The organism is Thermococcus gammatolerans EJ3, from assembly GCF_000022365.1.
Classification (GTDB): domain Archaea; phylum Methanobacteriota_B; class Thermococci; order Thermococcales; family Thermococcaceae; genus Thermococcus; species Thermococcus gammatolerans.
Map to the genome: position 1 here is coordinate 517,986 of NC_012804.1, position 13,322 is coordinate 531,307.

Here is a 13,322-nt window from a genome sequence, read left to right on the forward strand (position 1 = left end):
AGTTACTCCCCTGCCTTTTACAGTAAGAAATGAGAACATCAAGCCTTCTGGCCCTCTGAGGGCTTGGGATTTGTTGCCTTATCACTTGCCGGCCATTTTCTCACAGGGGAAGTACACCTTTCCAACGAAGCCTTCGCCAGCAGGACCGATGACGTAAACATCGCCAACTGAGTACTTGTAGATTGCCGTAACACTCCCGCTCTTTGTTTTGCAGATCTCCGGCAAGAGGTAGGTGTCGTTTTTGAGTTCAACAGTGGGAGCGTTGGCGATCTGAATGGGTCTCTGAATCACTAGGGTGACGTTGAATGTCTCGTTCCAGACCGTTAGCTTCTTCACGGACCATCCGATGGGCCTGACGAGGTAGTGCGTTCCGTTCTTCTTGACCTCGTAGTTGATAGTCATCTCAATGCTTTTCTTCGGCGTGCCTTCAACTCTGATGTCAACGCTTGTCGTTGAACCGTTTTTCATGCGCACCAGTATGGACGCGAGGTTCTCGGGATTCTTGAAGCTGTAGTAGGGTAGCATGTACACGTCGTCCGAGAGCTTGAAGGCGGAGAGGTTGAGGACGTCTGGGCTTGTTTTGATCAGTATTGCTGGATAGGAGTAATTCACGGTAACGTGTTTGTATCCGATGAATTTAGCGTGAACGTGGAACATAACTGCTGTTACGTTGATGCCGGGATTGAACGGAACCGCATTGATCTTTATGGAGAAGTTCGTTTTGGTTTCCTCGTGGCCGAGACAGCCAGCCGACAGTACCACGAATAGAAGCAGTAATGGAACGATTTTCCTGATCATAATAACACCACCCTTGTGGTGTGAAGATAGTTATGACTATGCCCTCAAGTATATAAACGTTTTGGTATAGCTTATAAACTCCTGTGCAACTGACTTGGAGGAGATGGAACCCCATCCTTTGAGCTCAGCGGGGATGTTCGGGATGCGTACCGAGGTTTAACCTGGGGGAGGATCTTTATTAACCCTCGGAGCCTAGTCTCTCAGGTGATCCGATGCTATTGAAGGTTATAAAACGCCGGGCCTTGACTCTCTCCTCGGGACTGGAACTGGTGGATTTCGGCTTTGCACTGCCGTACACGTGGGTTCTCGTGGAAGGAGGAGAGGGCAGGGCTTTAGGTGTCGCGATGACTCTTCCCGAGGAGATCCAGCGTTACACGAACTCGATAGGCGAGCCTTCGGTAGAGGAGTTCATCGAGAGGGTCGACAGCCTCAACGTCATCGAGCGCACCCTCGGGCTCGCGGCGATAAACGCGGTTTCCCAGTACCACATGGACCTCAGCGGTGCGGAGTGGGTTGATGTTCTGGACTTAATCCCTGAAAACGCCGGAAAAGTCGCTTTAATAGGCAATATGCCCCCTCTGGTGAGGGAACTGAGGGAAAAAGGCTACGAACTCTACGTTTTCGAGAGAAACCCCAAGCTGTGGGACAGGGAAACGCTCAGCGACGTTCTTGAGTACCACCTCCTTCCCGAGATGGACGCGGTCATAGCGAGCGCGAGCTGTCTCGTTAACGGGACTATAGACATGCTCCTTGAGAGGGCCAAGAGGGCAAAGATATTTGTTCTAACGGGGCCGACGGGACAGCTTCTGCCCGAGTTCTTGAGGGGAACGGGTGTTACTCACCTTGCCTCGATGAAAGTGGTCGATATCAAAAAGGCAATTCTCGGCCTCAAGCTCGGCTCATTCAAAGGCTTTGAGAAGGGGAACCGGAAATACGTGGTTGAGGTAGGGTGACTTCAAAGAAACTCCCACAGCCTCCTGAAGAACTCCGTTTTTCTACCCCTTTCCGTCACGAAGCGCAGGATTTTGAGCTCTTCGAGGGTATCATCTTTGATTTTGACTATTCTAGTAACCCCTTTCACATCCCTGCTTTCTGCGAGGGCATTAACGACCTTCCAGCCGTTGGGAAGGAGGGCGTTGAAGTACCTCTTAAGCCACCTCTCATCAATCGAGCGGACGAAGAGCTCGCCCTCGCGGGAAAGGCGGTAGTAGGTGTGGTGCTTGTGAACCTCGAAGGCCTTCTTGAAGCGCGCCCTGCTTCTCTTTATCGCGCTCCCAGAATCGCGTTCAATCAAGCCGAGCTCGAGGAGGTCGTTTATTGAGTCCTCGATGAGCTCAAGGGGCAAACCGCTCATCTTAGACATCATCTTGGCGTAGTCAACGCCCGCCTTTTTCAGGTGGGCTAAAACGTAGAGGTGAACCGGCAGGAGTTCAAAGCCTCGGTAGGAACCGGGGCGTTCTCCCCGCGTATTCCCTCTACTCATCGCCGAACCGCTCCTCAAGGGCCTTCTCCTCATCGCCTATAAACCTCACTACTGCGAACCAGTAAATCGCTGGCAGGCCGAGCATGAAGCCTCCGATAACGAGAGAGAAGCCGGGGATTATCAGGAGGCCCCAGATTGAGTATATCGGGTGCCTGACGCGGGAATAACAGCCTTTTGTCAGTAGTTTGCCTTCTCTGTAGGCCCTCGAGACCTGAAGGTAGCAGATGAACCACAGTGCGACTCCAGCAATAACGAGAATCGCTCCCATCCTCGGCAATCTCAGGGCTTGGAGCCCGAGGGCGAAGTTCAGGTAAAAGGCGAGGAGCGCGTAGAGAAAAGCGAAAAGCGCCACCCTCGGCTCTATGCCCCAGAAGCGCATGACTCACTCCTCGATTGGGGGTTTCTCAGCCTTTTTCGTCTGAACCTGCTCCCAGAGCTCGTCGAAGTTCTCAAGAACCCTTTGCAGGGCGAGCTTTAAATCTCTAGTCCTCGTGAAAAATGCAACCTTGTTGGTTTTGTCCCTTATGCGCAGGAAGTTCGGTCCCATTCTGAAGGCAGCTAGGACATCGACGTCGAGGAGCTGGCCCACCACAGCTTTGAACTTCCTCGGGTCGCCGTGTCCTTCGTCCTCTTCCTCGAAGTCCTTAGCCCTGTTTGGCCTCTTCTCGATGAGCCTTACGCTCCCGTCCTCACAGACATCGTAGATTGCGAAGAACTCGGAATCGCCGTAGTGTGCGTCTATCAAGTGTTCATCGTCTTCCATTCCGAAGGCAACCTTAAGGCACCTCATGAGCACCACCGGTGAAAGCTCGATGGGCCCTTTAAAAAGATTTAGGGAAGCCTAATCACAGGTCTATGTCCTCGAACCACTGCTCGATCAAATCCTCCGGAATCTCATCATCTTCAACGCTCTCCTGTATGAACTCCCACATCTCAAGGTGTCTCCTCAGGATTTCAGCGTGCTCCCTGCTTATCTCGGCCAGCCAGCGGAAGAGCCTTCTCGTCTTCTCGGATTTGGCCTTCATGCTCAGCTCCGAGTAAAGCTTTGCCGTCGCTTTCTCCGCGTCGATGGCGTAGCGGTAGTAGTCCTCGACTGTCGCTTCCGGGTCTGTGAGGGCTTTCTCAAGGAATCCCAGTGCAACTTCAACTTCCTTCATCCCCCTGGTGTTGGGCGACACGTCCACTTCCCTGAGCAGCTTTGCGTTCCTCTCCGCGTGGTTCGCTAGCAGTTTGAGGTCGTCCTTGAAGTCCTTCGGGACGAGCGGGAGCAACGCCCTGTAAACCTCGGCCTTCCGGATCTCTATCCTCTCCAGAGCCTTCATAACCACCACCAACAATTTAATAACGAAAAGTTATATAAACTTTTTGCGTGCTTATGCAGGTGACGAATCGAGTTGGCTTTCCAGGCTGTTCCTGGGATCTGGCATGGGGGCTTTCATAAGCCACATCGAAAAGCTTTTAAATGTGTGTGCATATGCACAGAATAGAAAGGAAGGGGGTGGTTGTGATGAGGATCGCGATACCGACCAATGGTGGGGGGCTCGAGGACACGGTTGCGCCAGTCTTTGCCAGGGCCCCGGCCTTCGCGATCATCGACGTTGAAGGAGATGAAGTCAAGAACGTCAGGGTCATTCAGAACCCAGCGGCAAACGCGGCCGGAGGAGCTGGACCGCTCGCGGTTCAGACCCTAATCAACGAGGGCGTTGAGGCAATAGTGGCCCCGCAGGTCGGACCGAATGCACTCGGCGCCATTCAGGCTGCTGGAATAAAGCTCTACCAGGTTGCTCCAGGCACTCCAGTTGAGGAGGCCGTTAAGGCCGTGACCAGCGGAAGCGCCCCGAGCACCACCGCTCCGGCGCCGGCCTATGGGCCGTATCCCGCTGCACCGGCAACTCCAGTAACCCCCGCCGCCCCTGCATATCCAGCAACGCCAGCATACCCGGCTTACCCCGCCTACGGCTTTGGCCCCGGTTGGGGAAGAGGCTGGGGAAGAGGACGCGGCTGGGGCCGTGGATGGGGCAGAGGTGGAAGAGGCTGGGGCGCAAGGCTTGGCTACTGCCCCTGGACTGGCCGGCCCAGCAGGAGAACCCTTCGCTGGCTCTACGGCTGGTGGTGATTCCTTCATTTTACCTTTCTGGAGGGTGAAAGATGCCGAGAGGAATGGGGAGGGGATACGGCAGGCACTTTGGTGGGCCTTACCCCGGCTACCGGTTTTTCCCGTTCCGGGGTCTCTACGGGTTGTTAGACCTAATTATCCTCATACTGATGCTTTACATTCTCTTTAAGCTCTTCCTCGTGGCCTCTGGCTACGTCGTGGCCCTCGTAATACTGTGGCTTATCTGGAGTGCACTGAGACCGGGCAGGGGTTTCTTTGGCCCCTGGTGATCTTTTCTTTGTCCAGGCGAAACATTAAAGTACTATTGAGCAAGGAATAAGAATTGGTGATCCTATGCGCGGACCGTTTCCCGACCAGATAACTGTTAAGAGGTCCGAAATGCTTGCCGAAGAAAAGCAGAGCAAGTTTTTGCACGAGGGAGAGGAACTCAGGCAGTATTCAACCCTGGAAACAGTGGTAATCGTTATACTCGGACTGCTCGTCCTCGGGTTCGTGATATTCACTTTGAGAAACTACCTGTGAGGTTTCTACGCCTTCGTTCGTTCTTGCATGATGAAAAAAGGGGGTGCCGTTCTTCACATGCCCCCGCTTACAGCAAGCTCTATTATCTTCCTTATCTCGACGAGGAACTCCATCGGGATGTCCTTGAGCATCGGTTCGAGGAAGCCCTTGACTATGAGCTGTGTCGCTTTTTCCTCGTCAAGGCCTCTGCTCATCAGGTAGAACAGCTCTTCCTCGCGTATCTTGCCGATAGCGGCCTCGTGGCTCAGCTCGGCGTCGTCAACCTTGCTGACCAGCCCGGGGTAGGTCTCCATCGTGGCCTTGTCGCTGAGGAGCAGGGCGTCACAGCTTATGTGACCCTTCGTCTTCGGCGCTTCTGCCCTTATGATTCCGCGGGTTATCACGGTGCTCTCGTCCATTATGACGGCCTTGCTCGCGTTTATTCCCCCAGCGCCTTTGCCCTGGAGGTACATCTCACCGCCTAAATCAACAAACCAGTCCTTCTGGCCGAGGAGAATGCCGTTCAGCTCAATGTAACCGTTCTCCTCGACCCAGTACTTCGGATTTGCGACGTTGCTCTTCCCTGTTCCGAGGCCGACGGTGGTGTTGATGAAGCGCGCCCCCTTCCCAACCTTTGCCCTCGTCATGGGCCTCGTGTGGACGTACTCCGGCCAGTTCTGCAGGACGGTCAGCTGGCCCTTCGCCCCCTCGTGGAAGTACGCCTCGGTCATGTCGAGGTGGAGAGAGTGCTTGACGAGAATTGGAGCGGTACAGCCCTCTATGAGGTGAAACTCCGTGTTCTTCTCGGCGATTATGATGATGTGCGGTGCCTGAGCCAATGCACTCTCCTGTATCAGGAAGAACAGGTGGAGCGGGAACGGAACCTTGAGGCCCTCTTTGACGTACAGGAAGATTCCACCGTTCCACACAGCCGTATGGTATGCTGTAAGCTTGCTCTCGTCAACGCGGAAGAGCTTGAGGAAGTGCTCCTTGACGAGGTCGGGATACTTTCTCACAGCCTCCTCAGTTGGGAGGACTATCAGGCCCTTCTTGGCCCACTCCTGGAGGAACTGGTTGTAGATGACTCCGGTGTCGGTCTGAACAGCTAAACCAGCGATGTACTTCTGCTCGACCTCGGAAATACCAAGCCTGTCGAGCAAAGCTTTCATCTCCGGCGGCAGGTCGTCGAGGCTCTCGATGTTCTCGGGCAGGCCCTCAATCTCGGGCTTGGCTATGAACTGGAGGAGCCTCTCCTCGCTTATGACAGGGTCGTTCAGTGGAGCCCTCTCGAACGCTTCTAACGCTTTGTACCTTATCCTCGTCATCCACTCCGGTTCCCTGTTCCTCCTCGCGAGCTCCTCAATCTGGTTCTCGATTATAGCCTTTGCATCGCTCATGGTTATCGTTTCCGTCATGCTCCCACCTCCTCGAAGACCCCGGCGAAGCCTTCCCTGTCTATCCTGTCGACCAGCTCCCCTCCGCCGGTTCTCACAATCCTGCCGTCCTTCATGACGTGGACGGTAATCCTGTCCCTGTCTATGTGCTCGAGAATTCTGCCGTAATGGGTGATGAGGAGTATTGCAGTCCCCTTCCTGTGGAGCTCTTCTATCTTCCTGCTGATTACGCTGAGCGAGTCCACATCAACACCGCTGTCGGGCTCGTCAAGAATCAGGAGCTTTGGCTCGATGAGAACCGCCTGAAGGAGCTCAAGCCTCTTCCTCTCGCCGCCGGAGAAGCCAACGTTGACGTAGCGGTGCAGGTCCTCTTCCTTGAACCACAGCTCCTTCGCCTTCTCGACTATCAGGTCGTAGGCCTCCACCGGATCGAGGCCTTTCAGCTCGACCAAAACCTGCTGGAGGAACTCGATGATCTTAACGCCCTCCACCTCAGGCGGAACCTGAAAGGCCAGAAGGATTCCGCGCTTGGCCCTCTCGTCCGGACCGAGCTCGGTGATGTCCTCTCCCTCAAAGAGAATCCTCCCGTTTCTTACCTCGTACTTCGGATGGCCCGCTATGGTAAGGGCGAGGGTTGATTTCCCGCTCCCGTTGGGCCCCATTACGACGTGGAACTCGCCGGGGTTAATCTCCAGGTCAACGCCCCTGAGTATCTCCTTGTTCTCAACGTTCACGTGAAGGTTCTCAACTTTGAGCATTAGCTCACCTCCATGGGTAGCGTTTATGGGACCTTTTTTAAGCATTTTGGAACAGGTTTGGGTAGTGAGCATATGCACAAGCCTTTTAACTTAGGCTCTCCTAATTCAAGTGGAGGTGGTGTTGATGAGGATAATAGTCTCAACAGTGAACGGAGGCCTGGACGATAGGGTAAACCCGGCCTTTGGTAGGACTCCAACCTTCACGATAGTCGATGTGGAGAACGGGGAGATAGTGAACGTCCAGGTTGTCCCGAATCCAGGCTACAGCCAGCCAAGGGGGGCAGGCGTCACGGCGGCCCAGTTCTGCATAGATCAGGGGGCCGACGTCGTTATATCCGGTCAGTTCGGGCCCAACTCGAGCCAAGTTCTCCAAGCGGCGGGGATACGGATGCACTCAGCACCGCCAACCATGACGGTGAGAGAGGCCGTTGAGGCGCTCCTCCGCGGGGAGCTGGGGCCAGCTGTCTTCGGCCCGGAAGGTGGCATGGGCGGAGGAAGAGGACGTGGAATGGGAAGAGGAATGGGTAGAGGCATGGGTCGTGGTATGGGTCGCGGAAGAGGGATGGGAATGGGCGGTGGAAGGGGAGAATGGTGAGCTCCCCAGTATTTTCTTTATCGGTGATTGAGATGAAACTCACGATCCTCTTCGAGAACCACGCAGGGTATAGAAAGGGTTTGATAGGTTATCACGGCTTTTCTGCCATAGTCGAGCACAATGGGAGCAAAGTTCTTGTTGATACGGGCACGGACGGAAAGGTCCTGCTGGGGAATATGGCAGAGCTAGGCTTTTCTCCGGAGGAAATCGACGCGGTCTTCCTAACTCACGGCCACTACGACCACACGGGTGGTCTACGGGCATTCCTCGAAGGCAGGGAGAAGGGCATTGACATCCACGCCCACCCGGGAATCTTCGCGAGGAGGATAGCGCTGAAGCCGTACAGGCGGGAGATAGGGATACCCTTCAAAAAGGAGGAGCTTGAGGAACTTGGGGCAAAGTTCCACCTCTCCCCGAAACCTGTTGAGTTTTTACCGGGATTTATCAGTTCCGGCGAGATCGAAAGAAAAACCTGGGATAGGGCCGTTGGTTACCTCGTTCTGGACGGTAAAGCCGTTCCCGACCCGGTTCTTGATGACACTGCACTCATCGTCGATCTAGGCGATGGCATAGCGGTCATCACCGGCTGCGGCCACAGCGGAATAATCAACATAGCAGAGCACGCCGTGAGGCTCACGGGAAAGCCGATAAGGGCCCTCATCGGCGGGTTCCACCTCAGGGGAGCAGGAAAAGCTCTCCTAAATGATGCGGCCAGGGGGCTGAGTGAACTGGGCGTTGAAAGACTTTACGCCGGCCACTGTACTGGAATAGAGGAGTTTGCATTCCTCTCGTCAACCCTCGGCAACGTCGAAGGGCTTCACGTTGGCAAGGTCATCGAGCTTTAGCGAACCCTTTTTCCTCAAGCTCTTTGGCTAATAGTGCAACTGTCAAAATACCCTCTAAAATGCTTCCAAAGTTCGGAACCTCCCCGAACTGGGCGAAGAGCGTTCCGTAGCGAGGGTGCCACGCATCGACCTGCTTTCTGTCCTTGGCCGTTATGATGTAGACGACCCACTCCTTTTCCTCAAGCCACTCAACGAGCCTCCAGGCGTCGGCCATATCTTTAACCTCAAGGTCGAACTTCTCGCGAACTTTTTCCACGAGTTCCTCCATAGTCTCCACCGATTGAGCTTTGGATGAGAGTTAATAAACCTTCACAGGAGCATCCTGAGCGCGACCAGGATTAGAACTCCCGCAAAGGCCCTCCTGAGGGTTTTGGGGTGAACTCTGTGGGCCGTTAAGGCACCGAGCCTGCCCCCGATTATGAGCCCCGGGGCGAGGAGGAAGGCCATGTGTAAATCAACCTGTCCGAGGCGGTAGTGCTCAATTGCTCCCGCTAGGGCCGTGAAAAAGAGCGCAAAGCTCGAGGTTCCAACGGCGTACCTCATAGGTATGCCCACGAAGGTGTGGAAGAGCGGAACGTTGAGAACGCCGCCACTTATGCCCAAAAGCCCGCTCACGAGGCCCGAGAGGATGCCAACAAGGGGAACGCGGGAGTAGTGAACCGCGCCCTCTTCGTCGTGAGGTCTGCATTTCTTCCTGGCCATTGTGTAGGCGAGGTAAAGGAGAAGGAACGCGAAGACCAGCCTGAGCCCCCTCTCAGGGAGTCTGGATGAGAGGTAAGCACCAAGAACAGCGAATGGGGCGGAAAAGACCTCCTTCAGGAGAACGACGCGGTAAAGGACCGCACCCCTTCGAATGTGGGTCAGCGAGGCGGAGAGCGAGCTGAGGACTATGCATGTTAAACTCGTGCCGATGGCGAGATGTATCGGCTCGCCGAGGAGAACGAGGGTCGGCACTATCAGGAAGCCACCGCCGACACCGAGGAGACCCGCTATAAATCCAATGCTGAGGCCGACGATGAAGTCGAGCAGGTACTGGAGCATGGGAAAAGGTTGAGGGGGTCTCTTAAAAACCTCACGGGATTCCAAAGCCGAGGCCCTTCAGAATCATTCTTAGGGCCAGGAGAAACATCACAATGGCGAAGGCCTTTTTCAGGGATGAAGCCTTCGTCCTCCTTGCTATCCCCGCCCCGAGCTGGGCCCCGATTATAAGGCCAGGAACGAGGAGGACGAGCCACTGCGTTTCCACGTTGCCCATCGCGTAGTGCTTGAGCGCTCCTGCTAAAGCAGTGAAAACAATCGCAAAGCTTGATGTGGCAACGGCGTAGTGTATTGGTAAGCCTAGGTAAGTCAGGAACGGCACGTTGATGATTCCTCCTCCCACGCCGAGCAGACCGCTCGCGATTCCCGCGAAGAAGCCTCCTATGGGGACGAGCCAGTAGTTCACCCTAACATCCTCAAGCCTGACCTCTTGGGGCTCCGCCGTCTTCTTCCTGTATATTCTTATCGCGACCACGACCAGCGCGAGGCCGAAGATGACCTTTAGTTGTGAGGCGCTGATGAAGGATGTAAGCCATGCCCCTATGTAAGCGCCTATAACAGCCGTCGAGGCCAGCAGAAGTCCGACCCTGTAGTGTATCCTCTTCTGTCGTGAATAGGCTATTGTCGAGCTGAGCGAAGTGAAAACCACAGCTGCGCTCGAAGTTCCGACCGCGTGGTGCATCTCGACGCCGAGCAGGTTGAGCGTCGGCACTACCAGGAAGCCCCCTCCGAGGCCGAACAGTGCCGCGAGGATTCCGATGAAGACCCCGACCGCGAAGTAGGAGAGGTACTTCAGCATTAACCATCCCTCAAAATGCGTCGTATGGCGTCGCTTATGCTCCATACTTCAATAATACCCGCACGGGAAACCTTCTCAAAGTGCCTGTCATTGGTAACGAGAATTGCCCCGCTTTTCAGACACATTGCCGCGTGGACGGCATCCGCGAGTTGGGTTTCGGGAAAATACGGGAGAACGCGAAGCACATCTTCTCTGCTGGGATTCACAATCGTGACCTGTCTGCTGATGACGTCATAGAAGTCCAGCGCGTTGAGCTTTTCGGCGTATTTTCGGTATTCAGCCATCAAGACGTCGTTTGCCACCAAAACGTAGCGTTTTCTGGTTAAAAAATGGAGTAAAAGCTCGGTCGTGTCAGTCCAACCCCGTTTAACTGCCGCTATGAAGACATTTGTGTCGAGCAGGAATTTATAGTCTGTAGAGTTCCTTCGCAACTCTGTTCCCCTCTTCCTCGGTTTCAGCCTCAAGCTCCTCCAAATTTACTTCTCTTGAGTTCCTGACGAGCTTTTCGAGCATCTTCTTGACGTTGAAGCGCCTCAGGACTATCGTATCGCCGTCTATCTCGGTGACGAGGAACTCTTCACCGGGCTTGATGTTGAGCCTCCTCCGAACGTCCTTTGGGATTACGACCCTGCCCTTGGAGTCCACCTTTGTTATTCCCACTTTTCCCACCATTCCTACTCTTGGTCATCGGTGTTTTAAAGCCTTACCATTCAAAGGCAACGGCCTCCACGAGCTTTACCAGGGCCTCAAGGTCCTCCTCCGTGAAGTCCTTCGGAAGGCCGATTCCCTCCCCGTCCACGCGCTGGTATTTGATGCCGTTGCGCTCCGCTATCTTAACGACTTTCTCGGGAACATCCCCGATTACCGGTCCCTCTCCAGGCTTTCCTTCGAAGAGTCGAAGCCTGAGGAGCGTTCCCCCAAAGTCGGGCTCGAAGCCGAAGGCAAAGACGTTCCTCCCAGGGACGTCGTGGTCGGTTAAATCCGCTATCGCCTTTACCGCAACTTCCACCAGCGGCCACTCCTCAGGTTTCTCAATGATGAAGGCGAGCCTGTCGGAGAAGTCTCCCTCATCGTCGCCGAACTCAAAGATTAACCCCTTATCGGTTTCAGTAATTTCGCCGTACGGTTCGAGAAGGCCCTTCAGCCTTTTCCTCCAATCCATTTAAACCACCTCAGAGCATCTTTACTTCCTCGGGCGGACGAACCTTCAGGACTTCACGGTTAACGAGCGTCTCCGGAACTTCACCGCGCAGAACTGCTAAGAGGTTTCTAACCGCCTGAAAGCCCATGTCCTTCATCGCTTCCTTCGAGAGGCCCGCGTAGTGGGGTGTTAGGACAGTCTCCCACTCGTAGTCGAAAAGCTCGTGCTCCCGAACGGGTTCGTTCTCGAAGACGTCGGTCGCGTAGCCCTTCAGCCTTCTCTCTTTGAGGGCTTTAACAAGGGCCTTCTCGTCCACCAGCGTTCCGCGCCCGATGTTCACCAGGTACTTACCCTCAAGGAGCTTCAGCCTCTCCTCGTTGATGATGTGGTAGGTTTCCTTCGTCGCTGGGAGGGCGAGGACTACAATGTCGCTCTCCTTCAGCACGTCGTCAAGGGGAAGGTACCTCGCGCCAACTTCCTCCTCGATATCGGGCTTCCGCGAGCGCGACCAGTAGAGGATTTCAGTTCCCATGGCCTTCATTCTCCTCGCTATGGCCTTTCCTATTGCCCCCATGCCGAGGATTCCAACGGTTTTGCCGTAAACCGTCTCGATGCCCTTGAAACCGCTCCAGACCGTCCTGTGGGAGTCCCACTTTCCAGAGCGAATGAACCTGTCGGCGTAAGCTATCTTACGGAGAAGTGCTATGGTTAGGCCAACGGCGAACTCTGCCACTGCCTCGCTGAGAACACCGGCCACTTTGGTGACGTAGATTCCCTTTCTCGTTGCGGTCTCGACGTCAACGTGGTCGTAGCCCGCTGAATGACAGCTTATGACCTTCAGCCTCCCGGCCCTCTCGAGGACTTCACCTGGAACGGGGTTGAGCGGGGAAACTATCAGCCCGTCGTACTTTCCGATGACCTTTTTAAGCTCCTCAACGCTCGGATAGAGGATTACGTCAACGTCCGCCCATTTCTTGAGTTCCTCAAGGGGTTTGCTCTTCATCTTGAAGAGGACGGCCACCTTGGGTCTCATGCTATCACCTTTAAGATCTTTATCGAAAAGCTAAAAATAGTTTTGGTCAGCCTTTGAGTCCTTTAACGATCTCTATGACGTCCTTTAAACTGGAAATAACGAAGTCACAGTTTTCCCATAACTCCCTCCTCTCGCCGCTTGGATCTAGGAGAGCACTGAGCATCCCCACGTTTTTGGCTCCAACACAGTCTTTTGCTGGGTTATCCCCAATATAGAGCGCTTCCTCCGGTTTAACCCCAGCTTTTTCGAGGGCGAGCTGAAACGGCCTTGGATGGGGCTTGTAAAAGCCTGCCTCCTCGCTCGTCGTTATGCTGTCGAAGAGCTCGTAGATGCCGAGGGCTCCCAGGTGGTGCTCTATGTAGTCGTTGTCCGAGTCAGTTACGATTCCAACGTGCAGTCCGAGTCCCTTGAGGGCTTTTATCGTCTCAACAGCGTCCGGAAAGAGCTCGCCGTACCTAGCGTGCATCTTGAGGCTGATCTCCCAGAAGTCCTCCGGTACTGTGAAGCCGTGCCTCTCCGCAACGCGCCTGAGGGCCTCGGTGTCAACGTCCCTTATTTTCACGTAGGGTTTACCGGCTAGCCCTTTGAAGAGGGCCGAGCTTTCTTTCTCGTACTCCTCCCAGATCGCCACCGGATCCAGGTCTTCCCGTCCACTCCTTCTCAGAACCTCCCTGATGATGTTCAGGTGGGTTCTGTTTTCTCCCCTCTTTGTTATTAGGGTGCCCACGAAGTCAAAGAAGACGGCCTTCATGTCCTTCACCGATCGGCCTACGTTCCGTCCCTTAAAGCCCTTCCGTCATCGCGCCGGTTTTGGGTCGAAA

The 13,322-nt window shown here is 54.7% G+C and carries 21 protein-coding genes; 6 read left to right on the forward strand and 15 right to left on the reverse strand.

What is annotated here, in order from left to right; translation table 11 throughout:
* Positions 1-81: 81 nt before the first annotated feature.
* Positions 82-798, reverse strand: coding sequence for a hypothetical protein (locus TGAM_RS02790; RefSeq protein WP_015858166.1), 717 nt, complete (start codon positions 796-798; stop codon positions 82-84).
* A gap of 212 nt (positions 799-1,010) precedes the next feature.
* Between TGAM_RS02790 and TGAM_RS02795 the strand changes: the two genes are divergently transcribed.
* Positions 1,011-1,751: a Rossmann-like domain-containing protein gene (locus tag TGAM_RS02795; protein WP_015858167.1), complete on the forward strand. Its 741-nt coding sequence runs from the start codon at positions 1,011-1,013 to the stop codon at positions 1,749-1,751.
* 2 nt (positions 1,752-1,753) lie between these two features.
* On the opposite strand, the gene TGAM_RS02800 is transcribed toward TGAM_RS02795, so the two are convergent.
* From TGAM_RS02800 to TGAM_RS02815, 4 genes are read right to left on the reverse strand one after another with little or no spacing between them, the layout of a single operon-like run.
* The gene (locus TGAM_RS02800) at positions 1,754-2,281 is read right to left on the reverse strand and encodes a DUF2250 domain-containing protein (protein ID WP_015858168.1); all 528 of its coding nucleotides are present in this window, start codon (positions 2,279-2,281) and stop codon (positions 1,754-1,756) included.
* Entirely contained in the window at positions 2,274-2,660 is a 387-nt protein-coding gene (locus TGAM_RS02805) for a methyltransferase family protein (protein WP_015858169.1), read from the reverse strand. Before TGAM_RS02805 ends, TGAM_RS02800 begins: the two co-directional genes overlap by 8 nt.
* Before the next feature lie 3 nt (positions 2,661-2,663).
* Positions 2,664-3,071: a NifB/NifX family molybdenum-iron cluster-binding protein gene (locus tag TGAM_RS02810; RefSeq protein WP_015858170.1), complete on the reverse strand. Its 408-nt coding sequence runs from the start codon at positions 3,069-3,071 to the stop codon at positions 2,664-2,666.
* A 55-nt stretch (positions 3,072-3,126) separates the two neighbouring features.
* Positions 3,127-3,603 carry a ferritin family protein gene (locus TGAM_RS02815; protein WP_048811054.1) on the reverse strand — a complete coding sequence of 159 codons (477 nt, stop codon included), beginning with the start codon at positions 3,601-3,603 and terminating at the stop codon, positions 3,127-3,129.
* A 185-nt stretch (positions 3,604-3,788) separates the two neighbouring features.
* Between TGAM_RS02815 and TGAM_RS02820 the strand changes: the two genes are divergently transcribed.
* The 3 genes from TGAM_RS02820 (at position 3,789) to TGAM_RS02830 (ending at position 4,919) form a co-directional block, all read left to right on the forward strand.
* Positions 3,789-4,397 (forward strand): NifB/NifX family molybdenum-iron cluster-binding protein, encoded by a 609-nt coding sequence (locus TGAM_RS02820; protein ID WP_015858172.1) that lies wholly within the window; start codon positions 3,789-3,791, stop codon positions 4,395-4,397.
* A gap of 32 nt (positions 4,398-4,429) precedes the next feature.
* Positions 4,430-4,666, forward strand: coding sequence for a hypothetical protein (locus tag TGAM_RS02825; RefSeq protein ID WP_015858173.1), 237 nt, complete (start codon positions 4,430-4,432; stop codon positions 4,664-4,666).
* A 64-nt stretch (positions 4,667-4,730) separates the two neighbouring features.
* On the forward strand, positions 4,731-4,919 hold the full coding sequence (locus TGAM_RS02830; RefSeq protein ID WP_015858174.1) for a hypothetical protein: 189 nt from the start codon (positions 4,731-4,733) through the stop codon (positions 4,917-4,919).
* A 53-nt stretch (positions 4,920-4,972) separates the two neighbouring features.
* Here TGAM_RS02830 and TGAM_RS02835 read toward each other — a convergent pair whose 3' ends face one another.
* Entirely contained in the window at positions 4,973-6,313 is a 1,341-nt protein-coding gene (locus TGAM_RS02835) for an SUF-like minimal system protein SmsB (protein ID WP_015858175.1), read from the reverse strand.
* The gene (gene sufC, locus TGAM_RS02840) at positions 6,310-7,050 is read right to left on the reverse strand and encodes a Fe-S cluster assembly ATPase SufC (RefSeq protein ID WP_015858176.1); all 741 of its coding nucleotides are present in this window, start codon (positions 7,048-7,050) and stop codon (positions 6,310-6,312) included. Before sufC ends, TGAM_RS02835 begins: the two co-directional genes overlap by 4 nt.
* A 124-nt stretch (positions 7,051-7,174) precedes the next feature.
* On the opposite strand from sufC, the gene TGAM_RS02845 reads away from it, so the two are divergent.
* Together TGAM_RS02845 and TGAM_RS02850 are read left to right on the forward strand one after the other, a co-directional pair.
* The gene (locus TGAM_RS02845; protein ID WP_015858177.1) at positions 7,175-7,645 is read left to right on the forward strand and encodes a NifB/NifX family molybdenum-iron cluster-binding protein; all 471 of its coding nucleotides are present in this window, start codon (positions 7,175-7,177) and stop codon (positions 7,643-7,645) included.
* 32 nt (positions 7,646-7,677) lie between these two features.
* A complete protein-coding gene (locus TGAM_RS02850; protein WP_048811055.1) occupies positions 7,678-8,490 on the forward strand; it encodes an MBL fold metallo-hydrolase in 813 nt (270 codons plus the stop codon).
* On the opposite strand, the gene TGAM_RS02855 is transcribed toward TGAM_RS02850, so the two are convergent.
* From TGAM_RS02855 to TGAM_RS02890, 8 genes are read right to left on the reverse strand one after another with little or no spacing between them, the layout of a single operon-like run.
* Entirely contained in the window at positions 8,477-8,758 is a 282-nt protein-coding gene (locus TGAM_RS02855) for a hypothetical protein (protein ID WP_048811056.1), read from the reverse strand. The genes TGAM_RS02850 and TGAM_RS02855 overlap by 14 nt on opposite strands.
* A 41-nt stretch (positions 8,759-8,799) precedes the next feature.
* Positions 8,800-9,531 carry a sulfite exporter TauE/SafE family protein gene (locus tag TGAM_RS02860; protein WP_015858180.1) on the reverse strand — a complete coding sequence of 244 codons (732 nt, stop codon included), beginning with the start codon at positions 9,529-9,531 and terminating at the stop codon, positions 8,800-8,802.
* A gap of 31 nt (positions 9,532-9,562) precedes the next feature.
* Complete coding sequence (locus tag TGAM_RS02865; RefSeq protein WP_015858181.1) at positions 9,563-10,327, reverse strand: sulfite exporter TauE/SafE family protein; 765 nt, start codon at positions 10,325-10,327, stop codon at positions 9,563-9,565.
* Positions 10,327-10,758, reverse strand: coding sequence for a type II toxin-antitoxin system VapC family toxin (locus TGAM_RS02870; RefSeq protein ID WP_015858182.1), 432 nt, complete (start codon positions 10,756-10,758; stop codon positions 10,327-10,329). The genes TGAM_RS02865 and TGAM_RS02870 overlap by 1 nt, the downstream gene beginning before the upstream one ends.
* The gene (locus TGAM_RS02875; RefSeq protein WP_015858183.1) at positions 10,733-10,999 is read right to left on the reverse strand and encodes an AbrB/MazE/SpoVT family DNA-binding domain-containing protein; all 267 of its coding nucleotides are present in this window, start codon (positions 10,997-10,999) and stop codon (positions 10,733-10,735) included. Before TGAM_RS02875 ends, TGAM_RS02870 begins: the two co-directional genes overlap by 26 nt.
* A 31-nt stretch (positions 11,000-11,030) precedes the next feature.
* Positions 11,031-11,489 (reverse strand): hypothetical protein, encoded by a 459-nt coding sequence (locus tag TGAM_RS02880; protein WP_015858184.1) that lies wholly within the window; start codon positions 11,487-11,489, stop codon positions 11,031-11,033.
* 10 nt (positions 11,490-11,499) lie between these two features.
* Positions 11,500-12,501, reverse strand: coding sequence for a 2-hydroxyacid dehydrogenase (locus TGAM_RS02885; protein ID WP_015858185.1), 1,002 nt, complete (start codon positions 12,499-12,501; stop codon positions 11,500-11,502).
* 46 nt (positions 12,502-12,547) lie between these two features.
* Positions 12,548-13,252, reverse strand: coding sequence for an HAD family hydrolase (locus tag TGAM_RS02890; RefSeq protein WP_048811058.1), 705 nt, complete (start codon positions 13,250-13,252; stop codon positions 12,548-12,550).
* Positions 13,253-13,322 lie beyond the last annotated feature (70 nt).

What these genes read in the sequence shown, in the direction of transcription:
- TGAM_RS02890 (WP_048811058.1), bottom strand. Translation starts at nt 13,252, where the DNA reads ATGAAGGCCGTCTTCTTTGACTTCGTGGGCACCCTAATAACAAAGAGG.
- TGAM_RS02880 (WP_015858184.1), bottom strand. Translation starts at nt 11,489, where the DNA reads ATGGATTGGAGGAAAAGGCTGAAGGGCCTTCTCGAACCGTACGGCGAA.
- TGAM_RS02845 (WP_015858177.1), top strand. Translation starts at nt 7,175, where the DNA reads ATGAGGATAATAGTCTCAACAGTGAACGGAGGCCTGGACGATAGGGTA.
- TGAM_RS02850 (WP_048811055.1), top strand. Translation starts at nt 7,678, where the DNA reads ATGAAACTCACGATCCTCTTCGAGAACCACGCAGGGTATAGAAAGGGT.
- TGAM_RS02805 (WP_015858169.1), bottom strand. Translation starts at nt 2,660, where the DNA reads ATGCGCTTCTGGGGCATAGAGCCGAGGGTGGCGCTTTTCGCTTTTCTC.
- TGAM_RS02825 (WP_015858173.1), top strand. Translation starts at nt 4,430, where the DNA reads ATGCCGAGAGGAATGGGGAGGGGATACGGCAGGCACTTTGGTGGGCCT.
- TGAM_RS02800 (WP_015858168.1), bottom strand. Translation starts at nt 2,281, where the DNA reads ATGAGTAGAGGGAATACGCGGGGAGAACGCCCCGGTTCCTACCGAGGC.
- TGAM_RS02835 (WP_015858175.1), bottom strand. Translation starts at nt 6,313, where the DNA reads ATGACGGAAACGATAACCATGAGCGATGCAAAGGCTATAATCGAGAAC.
- TGAM_RS02830 (WP_015858174.1), top strand. Translation starts at nt 4,731, where the DNA reads ATGCGCGGACCGTTTCCCGACCAGATAACTGTTAAGAGGTCCGAAATG.
- TGAM_RS02820 (WP_015858172.1), top strand. Translation starts at nt 3,789, where the DNA reads ATGAGGATCGCGATACCGACCAATGGTGGGGGGCTCGAGGACACGGTT.
- TGAM_RS02875 (WP_015858183.1), bottom strand. Translation starts at nt 10,999, where the DNA reads ATGGTGGGAAAAGTGGGAATAACAAAGGTGGACTCCAAGGGCAGGGTC.
- TGAM_RS02790 (WP_015858166.1), bottom strand. Translation starts at nt 798, where the DNA reads ATGATCAGGAAAATCGTTCCATTACTGCTTCTATTCGTGGTACTGTCG.
- TGAM_RS02815 (WP_048811054.1), bottom strand. Translation starts at nt 3,603, where the DNA reads ATGAAGGCTCTGGAGAGGATAGAGATCCGGAAGGCCGAGGTTTACAGG.
- TGAM_RS02795 (WP_015858167.1), top strand. Translation starts at nt 1,011, where the DNA reads ATGCTATTGAAGGTTATAAAACGCCGGGCCTTGACTCTCTCCTCGGGA.
- TGAM_RS02865 (WP_015858181.1), bottom strand. Translation starts at nt 10,327, where the DNA reads ATGCTGAAGTACCTCTCCTACTTCGCGGTCGGGGTCTTCATCGGAATC.
- sufC (WP_015858176.1), bottom strand. Translation starts at nt 7,050, where the DNA reads ATGCTCAAAGTTGAGAACCTTCACGTGAACGTTGAGAACAAGGAGATA.
- TGAM_RS02860 (WP_015858180.1), bottom strand. Translation starts at nt 9,531, where the DNA reads ATGCTCCAGTACCTGCTCGACTTCATCGTCGGCCTCAGCATTGGATTT.
- TGAM_RS02855 (WP_048811056.1), bottom strand. Translation starts at nt 8,758, where the DNA reads ATGGAGGAACTCGTGGAAAAAGTTCGCGAGAAGTTCGACCTTGAGGTT.
- TGAM_RS02810 (WP_015858170.1), bottom strand. Translation starts at nt 3,071, where the DNA reads ATGAGGTGCCTTAAGGTTGCCTTCGGAATGGAAGACGATGAACACTTG.
- TGAM_RS02885 (WP_015858185.1), bottom strand. Translation starts at nt 12,501, where the DNA reads ATGAGACCCAAGGTGGCCGTCCTCTTCAAGATGAAGAGCAAACCCCTT.